This is a genomic window from Pseudoxanthomonas sp. 97-1-1 (assembly GCF_057773125.1).
Map to the genome: position 1 here is coordinate 168,832 of NZ_JBYMTJ010000002.1, position 12,545 is coordinate 181,376.

Genomic DNA, 12,545 nt, shown 5'->3' on the forward strand with positions numbered 1-12,545 from the left:
CGGACCGTCACCGCGTGGCGCGTACAGCGGTTTACTGGTTGGGTTTGCCGGGCAGGCTCAGGTTGCCCGAAGCGACCTTGAACACGTCCACCACGCACAGCAGCGGCGCATGCACGCTGGCATTGACGCGCAGGCCGGCGGTGACGCCGTCGAAGCTGCCCGCGGTGACCACGCCGATGTCGTCGAACGGCACCTTCACTTCCACCGTCTCGGCATTGAGCGTGGGGCTCCAGCCCGGGCTGTCGAGCAGGATCGGGAAACCCGGCCACGTCTTCGGCAGGCGTGGCTTGCTGCCTTCGGGAATGTCGACCACCGCGAGCGCGCCAGGGCCGCAGGCCTCGTTCGGTTTCAGCACGACCCAGTGGCTGTGCCAGAGGTTGCCGTCGTTGTCGAGCTTGCCGTCGCCGTTCTCGTCGTACAGCGGCGTGTCGTCGAAATCCGGATGCGCGGTGACCGCCATCGCCAGGATGCCGGCGCCTTTCTCGAAGCCGACTTCGTACGGATCGATCGTGGTCGGCCACACGTAGGAGAACACATCGCTGCCGGCCAGCTTGCCGGTGGCGGCGGGCGTGCTCTTGCCGGCCTTGCCGGACACGGCCATGTGGAAGGTGGCGATGTTCTTCTCGGTGGTGATCCTGGTGTGCACGATGTCGAAATCGGCGACCGCCGCCTTGTCGGCGGTGGGCTTGATGCCGCCGGTGTGCGACGTGCCGTCATGGGCCTGCAGACCGCCGACGACCAGCGCGAGCGCGGTGGCCAGTGCGAAGCGTGTGGCGGATGTTTTTTTGCGGGATGTGTTCTGGCGCATAATCGAATTCCTCTTGCTTGCTCTTGCAGGGTGGGTGGGAGGTACCGGGCGGCGTCCGATTGCAGTCGGGCGCCGCCCATCTTGTTTCCGCCTACTGCGGAGTCGGTTGGCGGAAGCGGGCCACGCTTCCAAGCCGTTGTGCGTCATCGGCGGGCTGCTGTTCGGCGCAGTCCACGCGCAGTTCGGCATCGCCGAACGGTGTACCGAGGAAGGCGCAGACATGCGGTGCCCCGGGTTCGCCCGAGGCGAAGGGGCGGAAGAACTCGCAGCCCAGGCAGGTCCGCAGGCCGGTGGCCAACCCCTGTTCCTGCGCCTCGTTCACCAGCAACTGGGTAACGCGCAGCAGGGCGCCGAGGTCGGTTTCGCCCAGAGATTCGACCAGCGAGCCCATGCCCTGGTCCGGGCGCTGCAACTGCGTGGCCATGCGCGAGCCGGAGGAGGTCAGCCTTACGCGCGCCGCGCGCGCATCGTCGGGGTCTGGCGTGCGACGGATCCACTGTTTGCCTTCCAGCGCCTTCAGCGAGTCGCTGAGGCTGGCCGGCGACACGCCCAGGCGCTCTGCGATCTGGCGGGCACGCAGGCCGTCCTGCACGCCCTGCAGCATGCGCAGCACTGCCGCCTGCGTCGGCGGCAGCGAAGGCGTGCCATCCTGGCGCCACGATTGCGCGCGCACGAGGTGGGCGAGCTGTTCCAGGCCCCGGGTGGCCTGCCTGCGCTGGAAGGGGGTATTGATCATGGCCAATAAGTTAGGAGTCCTAACCATGTAAGTCAACGACCGTTCGTCGGCTTGGCGAGACAGGCCCATCGCGTCACCAGCGCATCATCGGCAAGGGATCCAGCGGGTGCCGGCGCAACCGCTGCAGGGTGAGCATCGCCAGGCGCCGGTGGAAGCCCGCATTCGGGAACGCGGCGATCACCTCGCGCACGGCATCGCGAGGAAGCCCGAAGCGGCGCACGCCCCGGCTGACATCGATCCAGTCCGCACGTCGGAACACCTCCACGGTGGCCCGCGTGCCGGGTGGCAGCTCGCGGATCCGGTGGTGGGCATCGATCATCGCATCGACCTCGTCGCACCAGTCCGCGTGGCCGGCGGCATGCAGATGCGCGCGCGCCAGCTGGCGCGACGGCGGCAGGTAGTCGAACGTGCCGGCCGTCCAGATTCCAAGGTCGTGGAAGGCGACCGCGATGCTCAGCTTCTCGAGCGCGAGGGCATCGCCGGGTGCCAGCAGCCAGTAGAAGTTCGCCACCCGGTACGCGTGGTGGCGATAGGCGGTGGCGTCGCCGCCCAGCGACGTCGCGTGCGCGGCGAGCAGGGCGTCCAGCGTCGGCAGCGCGATCAGCATGGCCGCCGCGCGTCCGCTGGCTCAGGTCGCAGGCTGTGCCAGGGTCGTGCGTCCGCGGCGCAGTGCGCGCACCTGCAGCACCATGCCGACGAGGAACACCAGGAAGGTGCCGCCCACCAGCTTCTGCAGCAGCGGGTCCTGTGGCCCGGAGACCAGCGGCGCGCCGATCGGCACGCGCGTGAGCGTTTCGGTGAAGCCGGGGATGAAGTGGAAGTACACCGTCAGAGTGAATCCCAGCGATGCGGCGACGTGCCGCCACGAGCCGGATACGGCGTTGCGCCCCAGCAGCACCGCAAACGCAAGCACGATCAATGTCAGCACGGTCAGTCCGTGCGCCTCGCTCAGCTTGCCGGTCCGCATCAGGAAGAAGCTGGTGATGCAGGTGGCGACGGTGAACCACGTGTACGTCTTGCCGAGCGGCGTCGCATAGCGGATGTCGTGATAGCGCAGCAGCGCGTACAGGCCGCCGAACAGCGAGACCAGGCTGATGGCGGTGTGGAACCAGCCGAAGGGCGTGATGTTGAGCATGGGATGTTCCTCAGTGGGCAGGCGGTGGCGGATCGGGAAGATCGAACTGCACGAGGTTCCAGCGGGTGACGTCCTCCTCCCATTCATCGCCACGCGCGGCGGTGAGGGGCAGGGCCAGGTTGGCGACGATCATGCGGCGACCCTGCACGGCGGTCGCTGCGGGGAACAACAGGCCGCGCGGTGTGCCGTCGCCATCCACGCCCAGGGAGTCGCCGGCACGATGGCGCACGCGCCCCTGTTCGTCCAGTGCCACGATCGTGTCGATCTGGTTGGCGGCGACCCACAGCAATCCCCGGTGGAAGAGCAGGCCATCGGCGCCGTACGTACCGTCGGCCAGCACGTCGATCGCACCGTCCGGCATGCGCTTGCGCAGCACGCGGCCGTCGCCGGCGTTGTTGATGTAGAGCATCGATTCGTCGGCATTGAAGGCCAGCCCGTTCGCGCCGAACGGCAGTGCGCCCGTGGTCGCGAGCAATGGATCGCGCACGAACACGTCGATGGTGCAGGGCCGGCAAGTGGTCGCCTTCGCGATGCGGTAGATCGCACCCTGGAAGGAGTCGGAGACATACAGCGTGCCGGCGCGGTCGAACACCAGTCCGTTGATCGCCGGGAAACCCTCCGATCCATACGTGATCGTGTCCTGGCTGCCATCCGGATTGTCGACACGGCGTGCAGGCGGGGCTGTCGGCGACAGGGCCGTGAACGTTGCGACATCCTCCACCGCGCTGCCTGCATCGAATCGGGCCGGCAGCCGCTGGAGTTTCGATGCCCCGAAGTTGAGTACGTAGACGTGGCCGTCGCGATACGCCACGCCGGTAAGTGGGGTAGCCCCGAAGCGGCGTTGCACCAGCAGGCGGCCGTCGGCGCCGAAGCGCAGCAGCTGGTTGTCGCGGTCGGTCTCGGGCGAACGGGCGTCGAAGGTGCCGACGTAGACCTCGCCGCTCGCGGGATCGACGTCCAGGCTCTCCGGGTGCCGCGCATCGGGCGGCAACGTGGCGAACGCGGTCACCGGCAGGCGACCCACGTCCGCCGCATGGGAAGGCCCCGCTGCCGGGAGCATGGCAAGGCCGAGGGCGAGCAGGAGGCGACCGGACATGCGCGGCTCCACGGACGGGTCAGTCCCCACGTTGGCATGCGCTTCCGGCGGGCGCTTGTACCGGCGTGCGGGCAGGGCCCGGAATGCGGAACGCCGGCGGGTGCCGGCGTTCCAGGTGTGGGACATGAAGCGGAGCGAATTCAGCGGTTGTCGATGCTCCAGCTGCCGGCGCCGCGGGCCGCAAGCGTGATGAAACCACCCGCGATGGCGACGTTCTTCAGGAACATGATCTGCTGGATCTGGTCGCCCAGGTTGCTGTGGAACAGCACAGCGCTGGCGATGGAGAACACCGCAAGAATGCTGGCGACGATGCGGGTCTTGTAGCCGGCGATGATGGCCAGGCCGCCGAGCACTTCCAGCGCGATGACCAGCGGCAGCAGGGCGCCGGGGACGCCGACGGACTCCATGTAGCCGGCGGTACCGGCGTAGGCGGCCAGCTTGCCGAGACCGGAGATGACGAACAGCGAGGCGAGCAGGCTGCGGCCGATGAGGTCGGCGGCGCCACGCAGGGCGGGAACGCGGGTGGTGGTCGGGGTGGCGGTAACGGTGGACATGGTGGACTCCAGGAATGGGGTGGTGGGTGCAGCGGGTACGGAGCGCAGGTTAGGCCGTCGCCATGCATCCCGGAAGCCTATATATTTCGATGAAATCCATCGTTTGGAGCGATAGATGCTCGATGCCGTCACCCTGGACCAGCTGCGCACCTTCATTGCCGCCGCCGAGCAGGGCAGCTTCTCCGCCGCAGGACGCAAGCTGCGGCGTGCGCAGTCGGTGGTCAGCCAGACGCTGGCGAACCTGGAGCTGCAACTGGGCGTCACGTTGTTCGACCGCCGTGCCCGCTACCCGCAACTCACCGACGCCGGCCGTGCGCTGCTGGTGGAAGCGCGCGCGGTGGCTGGGCACATGGACACCTTCAAGGCGCGTGCCCGCAGCATGGCCGAGGGACTGGAGCCGGAACTGTCGGTCGCGGTGGACGTCATGTTCCCGATGGACGCACTGACGCGCGCCGCCGCGCACAGCGGCATCGCGTTTCCGCACACGCCGTTGCGGCTCTACGTGGAAGTGCTGGGCGGCGTGATCCAGCCGGTGCTGGACGGCACTTGCCGCATCGGCGTGGTGGGCTCGTTGCCGGAACTGCCGGACGTGCTGGCAGTGGAGCCGCTGGTGTCGGTGCCCTTCGTCACCGTGGTCGCGCCCGCGCATGCAATGGCCGGCATCCGCGGCACCGTTCCGACGAAGACATTGGTGCAGCATGTGCAACTGGTGCTCACCGATCGCACACCGCTGACGGCAGGTCGCGATTTCGCGGTGCAGTCGCCGCTGACGTGGCGGCTTGCAGACCTTGGCGCCAAGCATGCCTTCCTGCGCGCCGGGCTGGGCTGGGGCCACATGCCGATGCACATCGTCGAAGAGGACCTCGCGGCGGGCCGCCTGAAACGCCTGCGCATCGCAGACGCGGATCCACGCTACGCGCAGATGCCGATGCGCGCGGTGTGGCGCAAGGACACGCCACCGGGCCCGGCGGGACGCGCGTTCATGGCGCAATTGCGCGAGGGCCAGGTCGGCGCTCCAGTCGTGTAGAACCGCTTCGACATCGCTGACGATACGTGGAGCGTGTCAACGCGGATGCGGGCCGCGCGTTGGAAGGAGTATCGCCCCACGGAACTCCGCGATGATCCGCCGCGAAACCATCAGCGCCGCCAACCGCTTCGGCCTGGGCGCGCGACCCGGCACGCTGGCGCAGGTCGACGACCCGCGAGGCTGGCTGCATGCCCAGCTCGAGGCGCCAGCCGTCGCGCCGCGCGCCGCATTGCCTACCAGCGTGGACTACCTTCGGCAGGAATACGACTACCTGCGTGCGCGGCGCGCGGCTCGCAATGGCGACCGCGATGCGGCAATGGGGTTCCGCGAACGTTTCGCCCGATCGCAGCTGGACGAACTCGGCTGGCGCTACCGGCAGGCGGTCGCCACCGGACAGGACTTCGTCGAACGGCTGGTACGGTTCTGGTCGAACCACTTCGCCGTCTCCGCGGACAAGCGAACGGCGGCCCTGTATGCCGCGCCCATGGAGCGCGAAGCGATCCGCCCGCACGTGACCGGTACCTTCGCCGACCTGCTTGTCGCGGTGGAACAACACCCCGCGATGCTGCGTTACCTGGACAACGTGCGGTCGATGGGCGAACAGTCGCGCCTGGCGCAGCGCGCGCGTCGCCGCCGGGAAGACGGAGACGACGATGCGCCGCGCACAGGCCTCAACGAGAATCTCGCGCGCGAGATCCTGGAACTGCATACGCTGGGCGTCGATGGCGGTTACGCCCAGGAGGACGTGCGCGAACTCGCGCGCGCGATCACCGGCTGGAGCGTGCCGTTGCCGCGCGACGCCGGGGCGGGTGCCGCGACGGCGTTCCGGTTCCGCGCCAACGCGCACGAAGCGGGCACGCGCGACGTGCTCGGGCGTCGCTACGCGGCGGAGGGCGAAGCCCAGGGCCGCGCCATCCTGCGCGATCTGGCGGTGCACCCCGCCACGGCGCGCCACGTCTGCGGCAAGCTTGCGCGGCATTTCGTCAGCGACGCACCGCCACGTGCGCTGGTGGATCGCATGGCAGGGGCGTGGGAGCGCAGCGGCGGTGCATTACGCGCCGTGTACGCGGCGATGATCGACAGCCCCGACGCCTGGGCGCCCGACGCACGCAAGCTGAAGACACCGGACGAGTTCGTCGTGTCGGCACTGCGCAGCACCGGCACGTTGCCGGGCGAGCAGCCGCGCGCGCTGGTCGGATTGCTGGGAAAGTTGGGGCAACCGCCGTTCACGCCGCGCTCGCCCGCCGGCTTCGCCGACGATGCGGCGGAATGGAGTGGCGCCGATGCGGTATGGAAGCGCATCCAGGCCGCGCAGACGCTGGCCGAAACCGCGACGGGCGCCGGCCCGGATCCGTTGCGCGTCGCCGGAGACGTCTTCGGTCCGCAGCTGGGTGCGGATACCGCTTTGGCGTTGCGCCGCGCCGAATCGCCGCGCGAAGGGCTGGCGCTGCTGTTCGCCAGTCCCGCCTTCCAGTGGAGGAGCTGACAGTGAAACTGACCCGACGCCATTTCCTCGCGGCCGGCGGTGCCGCGACCACGCTCAGCTTGTGGCCGCGGCTGGCAGGCGCCGCCGATGCGCAGGACACGCGGTTGCTGGTCGTCCTGCTGCGGGGCGGGCTGGATGGCCTGCACGCGGTGATCCCCGTCGGCGACCCGCTGCTGGCGCGCATGCGCGGGGCGCTGATGGTGAAGGATGCGCGCCGGCTCGATGGCGATTTCGCGCTGCATCCGGCGCTGGCCTTCAGTCATGAACTCCACGCCCGTCGCGAATGGTTGCCGGTGCTCGCCGTGGCACCGCCGTACCGGCTGCGCTCGCACTTCGAGGCACAGGACAACCTGGAGAGCGGCACCGCCGCGGGCGGTGGGGCCTCGAACGGCTGGCTCAACCGCTGCGTCGCCGCGTTGCCGTCATCGCGTGCACTTGCGGTCGGCACGGTAATGCCGCTGATCCTGCGCGGGCCGGCCGACGCGACGACGTGGTCGCCGCCATTGCCGGAAGACGTCAATCCGATCCTGCTGCAGCGCCTGCAACCGCTCTACGCCGCCGATGCGCAGCTCGCGCAGCCGTTCGAACAGGCGGTCGCGGCGCAGGCCATGCAGGCTGGCGGCAACGTGGCGCGCCTGCCGCAGGCGATGGCGGCGGCGGCGCGCTTCATGGCCGCGCCCGATGGCCCGCGCATCGGCTTTGTCGAAAACACCGGTTGGGACACCCATGCGCAGCAGGGGCCGGTGCTGGCGCGCAAGCTGGCCGAACTGGACCAGGGCCTGCGCCAGTTCCATGACGGCATCGGCGCGCTCTGGGCGCGCACGGTGGTGATGGTGGTGACCGAGTTCGGGCGCACGGCCGCCGTCAACGGCACCGGCGGCACCGATCACGGCACCGGCACGCTGGCGATGCTGGCCGGCGGGGCGGTGGCGGGAGGGCGCATCGCAGGCGACTGGCCAGGCCTGGCACCGGCACAGCTCAACGAGGGCCGCGACCTGCGTGCGACGACCGACCTGCGCAGCGTGTTCAAAGGCGTGATCGGTGACCACCTGGGCATCGCGACATCGGCACTGGAGGCCCGCGTCTTCCCGGACAGCCACGCTGCGACGGCGATGAGGGGCCTGCTGCGCGGATAAGGCGAAACGCGCCCGGCTATGTCTGTGCCTGGCGCAGCTCGCCGCGCGCCAATGCGGTGGCCTCTTCGACTTCCATCGGCCGGCCGAAGAAATACCCCTGCATCTCGTCGCAACGCATCTGCTGCAGGGCGTGCATCTGTTCGGCGGTCTCGACGCCTTCGGCGATGGTGCGCAGGCCCATCTCGTGGGCGAGCACGAGGATGGTGCGCGCGATGGCGCGGTCGGTGCTTTCCGCGGCGATGCCGTCAACGAAACTGCGGTCGATCTTGATGATGTCCAGCGGCAGGCGCTGCAGGTACGACATGCTGGAATAGCCGGTGCCGAAGTCATCCAGCGCGAGCTGCACGCCGAGCGCATGCAGGGACTGCAGCATCTGCTGTGCGGCGCCCATGTCTTCCACCAGCACGCTCTCGGTGAGTTCGAGCGTCAGTGCGTTGGCGGGCAGTGCGTGGCGCTGCAGGCAGTCGGCGATCCACGGCGCCAGCGTGGGCTGGCCCAGCTGGCTGGGCGACAGGTTCACCGCCATGCCCAGCGTGCGCAGCCCCATCGCACGCCAGCGCGACAGCTGCTGGCAGGCCTGTTCGAGCACGAAATGACCGATGTCTTCCATCAACCCCGCGCTTTCCGCCAGCGGGATGAACACCGATGGCGGCACCTCGCCCCAAGCGGGATGCCGCCAGCGTGCGAGCGCCTCGAATCCGGTCAGTTGCAGCGTGTCGCCTGCCACCACGGGCTGGTACGCCAGCCGCAACTGGCCGCGGGCGACGGCTTCGCGCAGGGCGGTCACGCGGCTCAGGCGGTCGTTGGCTTCCTGCTGCGTGCTGGCGGAAGGCAGTCGCACCTGGTTGCGGCCTGCGCGCTTGGCGAGGTGCCGGGCATCGTCGGCGCTGCGCAGGAGGGTCTGCAGGTCAACGCCGTGTTCGGGCGAATGGGCCAGGCCGATGCTGGCCGTGACGGTGAAGGAGGGATGCGTGGAATACAGCGCGATCGGCTGCCCCACGGCGCGGCGGATGTCTTCGGCGATGCGGGTGAGCTGGTCGATGTCGATGTCGGCGAAATGCGCGAGGAAGCCCTCGCCACCGTAGCGGTACACGAAGCCCTGTTCGCCGCATGCCGCGGAAATGCGCTGGCCCATGCGGCGCAGCACTTCATCGCCGCCGTCGTGGCCGAACGAATCGTTGACCATGCCGAAGCCGTCCAGGTCCATGATCGCCAGGCCGTGGCCCGACATGGAGGGTGTTGCGATCCTCTCGGTGATGAGGTTGGCCTGGGCCGAGAAACGCGGCAGGCCGGTGGCGCTGTCCATCGCGGCGGCATCATTCAGCCGCCGCTGCGCATCCAGGCGGCGTTCGGTCTCCAGCAGCAGCGAACGCGCAGTCTCCGCCGCTTCCGACGAGCGCCGCCGCGAGAGTTCGAGCAGGAACAGCACGAACGCGATCAGCAGTCCGCTGCTAAGGCCGCCCACCACCAGGGCGCGCGGCAGCACGAACGAGCTGAGTGCTGGCGGCGACCACATTTCCAGTTGCACGTCGTGGCCCGGCAGCGAGACCGTCTGCACCGAGAGCGGCGCCCCCGCGGGCTGGCCGTGTTCCACCGTGGCCATGCCCTCGGCCGTCGCGCGCACGGGGCGGTCCGAGAGCACGGCCTTGCTCAGTGTCGTGACGAAGTCATCCAGCGCGACGAAGGCCTGCGTGCGCCGCCCCGCGACATCGACGGTCAGCCACCAACCGCCGGGGACCGATTGCAGGTGGCCTTCTTCCGACACCGGCCCGGCGGGCGAGGGCGCCGCGGGGGCATCGAAGCCAGGCCGCACCCACCGCAGTTCGCTGCCGTCGTCGCCCACGCTGCGTACGACACGGAATGCGCCGTAGACGCGCACCATGTCCTCGACATGCTGGTCGAAGAGGACTTCGGCGGCGTCCGGCCGGGCCGCGGCCAGCGCGGCGGACAACTGGCGCAATGCACCGCGCCGCAGTTCCATGCCGCGCAGGAAGGTGGGCGTGGCGCTGGCGGTCTGGATTTCCATCACGCGGCGCGCCATCGCATCGCGATCGGCCGTCGCGGCGACCCAGTACATGCCGCCCAGGAGCAGCGCCGCCGCCATCGGCATGACGCCGAGCAGGCGATGGCGCAGCGAGTTTTCGCCCGCCACCGCCAGTGCCAGGCCCACCGCCACCAGTTGCGCCGATGCGGTCAGCGATACCTGGTAGATCGACAGGCCTTCACGGTGATAAGGCAACTGGATCAGCAGGCCCAGCGCCGCCATGCCGGCGACCGAGGCCATCGCGATGCCCAGACCGCGGGTGATGCCCCAGCGCAGGCTTTCCCAGCGCTCCAGTGCCTGCGGCAGCACGGCGACCGCCAGCCATGCGGTGAGCACGCCGTAGTCGGTATAGCCTCCGATCAGTGGTGTGGTGAGGCGAGGCAGCCAGCCGAGCCGATGCAGGAGGGCATTCGCCGGGGTGACGATGCCCCCGAGCGTCTGCAGCAGCGTGAGCAGCAACGGCACGGTGACCACGGTCAGCAGGATCCACGCCGGACGTTCCTGTTCGCGCTGGCGCAGCAGCAGGGCCAGCGCCACGAGCGCCACGCAGAGCGTGGAGATGGGCCGCATGGGCGGATAGGCCACGCCCATCTTGCCGACCAGGCTGCCGGGAACGTGCCAGCCGATCAGGGCGAGCGCCGCGAACGCCAGCACGAAGGCGACCAGTTCGGTACTTGCGTCGAGCGTGCGGCCCGAGCGCAGCGATGGCGTATAGACCAGCAGGAACATCGCCAGCGCCGACAGCGCGACCGACCAGCCGATCTCGGCCACGCCGCCGGGCTGCAGCGCGCCCAGCACCGGCTGCACGGCGAGCAGCAGCAGCGCCGCGGCGAATACGCGCATGACGAACTCGGGCCAGAAGCCGCGCCACAACCGCGTCCATACGATGATCGCGGTCGCGGCCAGGACCAGGCAGGTGCCGAGCGCATGGAAATGCCACAGGTGCAGCAGGAACAGCACCGCCAGCAGCCCGGCGACGGCGAGGCGCACCGGGCGCTGCTCGCTGCGCCAGGTGGCGATGGCCACCATCACGCCGATCACCGGCACGCTGTCGTCGACGAAGTGCACGCCGCCGATGTTCACCAGGGTGAAGGTGGCGGCCAACAGCCACGCGAACGCCGCCGCGAAGCGTTGCGCCCAGTGCACGGGCCGCCAAAGGTCCTGGTGTATCGCCAATGCTGTCCCCTGGGGGCCGACACCCCGTCGCACTGTGATACCCAAATCGCCGCCTACCCGCAAGCACGGAGGGTGCAATGGGTGATCCGGCCCGGCAGATCGGCTGCCGGTGCGCGGCCCGCGCTGTGCGGACCGCGCAGGCCTTGCTCGGGCCGTCAGGCCTTGGCGAACGCCAGCATGTCGGCGTTGAGCTTGTCCTTGTGCGTATCGGTGATGCCGTGCGGGGCGCCGGCGTAGACGATCAACTGGCTGCCCTTCACCAGCTTGGCCGACGCGCGCGCGGCGGCATCGATCGGGACAATCTGGTCATCGTCGCCATGGATGATCACGGTCGGCACGTCGAACTTCTTCAGGTCCTCGGTGAAATCGGTTTCCGAGAACGCCTTGATGCTGTCGTACGTGTTCTTGTGCCCGCCCATCATGCCCTGCAGCCACCATGCGTCGATGACGCCCTGCGACGGCTTCGCGCCGGGGCGGTTGTAACCGAAGAACGGTCCCGAGGGGATGTCCTTGAACAGCTGCGAACGGTTGGCCAGCAGGCCGGCGCGGATGCCGTCGAACACGTCGATGGGCAGGCCGCCGGGATTGGCCTCGGTCTTCACCATCAGCGGCGGCACAGCGGATACCAGGCCGGCCTTCTTCACCCGCTTGGTGCCGTGGCGGCCGATGTAGCGCGCCACTTCGCCGCCGCCGGTGGAGAAGCCGAACATCGTGATGTCCTTCAGGTCCAGGTGTTCGATCAGCTGCGCCAGGTCGTCGGCGTAGTGGTCCATGTCGTTGCCGTCCCAGGGCTGGCTCGAACGTCCGTGGCCGCGCCGGTCGTGTGCGATCACGCGGAAGCCGTTGGCGGCCAGGTGATAGGCCTGGGATTCCCAGCTGTCCGCGTTGAGTGGCCATCCGTGGCTGAGGGTCACCACAGGTCCGTCCTTCGGACCCCAGTCCTTGAAGTAAATCTGCACGTCGTCTTTGGTGGTGAACAGGCCCATGGTGGTTCTCTCGATGGCGGGGGGAGGGGAAGGCAGCGCGGATGTCGCGGAAGTAGCCGCCGGCGGGCGGCTGCACGCCGCCAGGGGCAGCAGCGCGGCGGCGGTGACGGCGGCGCCCGCCAGCATCACGTGCCGGCGTTGCAGGTCTATGTCATGCGGGGAGGGTGGCAGGGCCATGCTTCCGGTCCGGTGAAGGCGACCCGGGGTCGCGGTGCGGTAGGGCCTCCACCTTCCCATCGGGGGCGGCGTGCCGATTGCACCCGCGTGCGCAGATGGCACCGCCGTGGCGCAGCGGCGTGCTCGCCGTCAGCCTGCGAAGGTTTCGCCGATCCGTCCGGCACCATCGCGCTACAACAAGCGC

At 69.3% G+C, this 12,545-nt stretch carries 11 protein-coding genes; 3 read left to right on the plus strand and 8 right to left on the minus strand.

Annotated elements, in window-relative coordinates:
• Positions 1-31 precede the first annotated feature (31 nt).
• From AC3DET_RS07950 to AC3DET_RS07975, 6 genes are all read right to left on the minus strand, one after another.
• On the minus strand, positions 32-808 hold the full coding sequence (locus tag AC3DET_RS07950; protein ID WP_488391275.1) for a hypothetical protein: 777 nt from the start codon (positions 806-808) through the stop codon (positions 32-34).
• Between the two features lie 91 nt (positions 809-899).
• Positions 900-1,544: a MarR family winged helix-turn-helix transcriptional regulator gene (locus AC3DET_RS07955; protein WP_488391276.1), complete on the minus strand. Its 645-nt coding sequence runs from the start codon at positions 1,542-1,544 to the stop codon at positions 900-902.
• Between the two features lie 73 nt (positions 1,545-1,617).
• Complete coding sequence (locus AC3DET_RS07960; RefSeq protein ID WP_488391277.1) at positions 1,618-2,151, minus strand: hypothetical protein; 534 nt, start codon at positions 2,149-2,151, stop codon at positions 1,618-1,620.
• A 21-nt stretch (positions 2,152-2,172) separates the two neighbouring features.
• Entirely contained in the window at positions 2,173-2,679 is a 507-nt protein-coding gene (locus AC3DET_RS07965) for a hypothetical protein (protein WP_337731184.1), read from the minus strand.
• A gap of 10 nt (positions 2,680-2,689) precedes the next feature.
• Positions 2,690-3,775 carry an SMP-30/gluconolactonase/LRE family protein gene (locus AC3DET_RS07970; protein ID WP_488391278.1) on the minus strand — a complete coding sequence of 362 codons (1,086 nt, stop codon included), beginning with the start codon at positions 3,773-3,775 and terminating at the stop codon, positions 2,690-2,692.
• A gap of 140 nt (positions 3,776-3,915) precedes the next feature.
• Positions 3,916-4,329, minus strand: a complete 414-nt coding sequence (locus AC3DET_RS07975; protein WP_488391279.1) for a DoxX family protein — start codon at positions 4,327-4,329, stop codon at positions 3,916-3,918.
• Between the two features lie 115 nt (positions 4,330-4,444).
• Between AC3DET_RS07975 and AC3DET_RS07980 the strand changes: the two genes are divergently transcribed.
• The 3 genes from AC3DET_RS07980 to AC3DET_RS07990 all read left to right on the plus strand — a co-directional run bounded on the left by AC3DET_RS07980 (position 4,445) and on the right by AC3DET_RS07990 (position 7,978).
• Complete coding sequence (locus AC3DET_RS07980) at positions 4,445-5,356, plus strand: LysR family transcriptional regulator (protein ID WP_446538702.1); 912 nt, start codon at positions 4,445-4,447, stop codon at positions 5,354-5,356.
• A gap of 91 nt (positions 5,357-5,447) precedes the next feature.
• Positions 5,448-6,842, plus strand: coding sequence for a DUF1800 domain-containing protein (locus AC3DET_RS07985; protein WP_488391280.1), 1,395 nt, complete (start codon positions 5,448-5,450; stop codon positions 6,840-6,842).
• Positions 6,843-6,844: 2 nt separating this feature from the next.
• Positions 6,845-7,978 carry a DUF1501 domain-containing protein gene (locus AC3DET_RS07990; protein WP_488391281.1) on the plus strand — a complete coding sequence of 378 codons (1,134 nt, stop codon included), beginning with the start codon at positions 6,845-6,847 and terminating at the stop codon, positions 7,976-7,978.
• A 16-nt stretch (positions 7,979-7,994) separates the two neighbouring features.
• Here AC3DET_RS07990 and AC3DET_RS07995 read toward each other — a convergent pair whose 3' ends face one another.
• Positions 7,995-11,168: a putative bifunctional diguanylate cyclase/phosphodiesterase gene (locus AC3DET_RS07995; protein WP_488391282.1), complete on the minus strand. Its 3,174-nt coding sequence runs from the start codon at positions 11,166-11,168 to the stop codon at positions 7,995-7,997.
• Positions 11,169-11,353: 185 nt separating this feature from the next.
• On the minus strand, positions 11,354-12,310 hold the full coding sequence (locus AC3DET_RS08000) for an alpha/beta fold hydrolase (protein WP_446538797.1): 957 nt from the start codon (positions 12,308-12,310) through the stop codon (positions 11,354-11,356).
• Positions 12,311-12,545 lie beyond the last annotated feature (235 nt).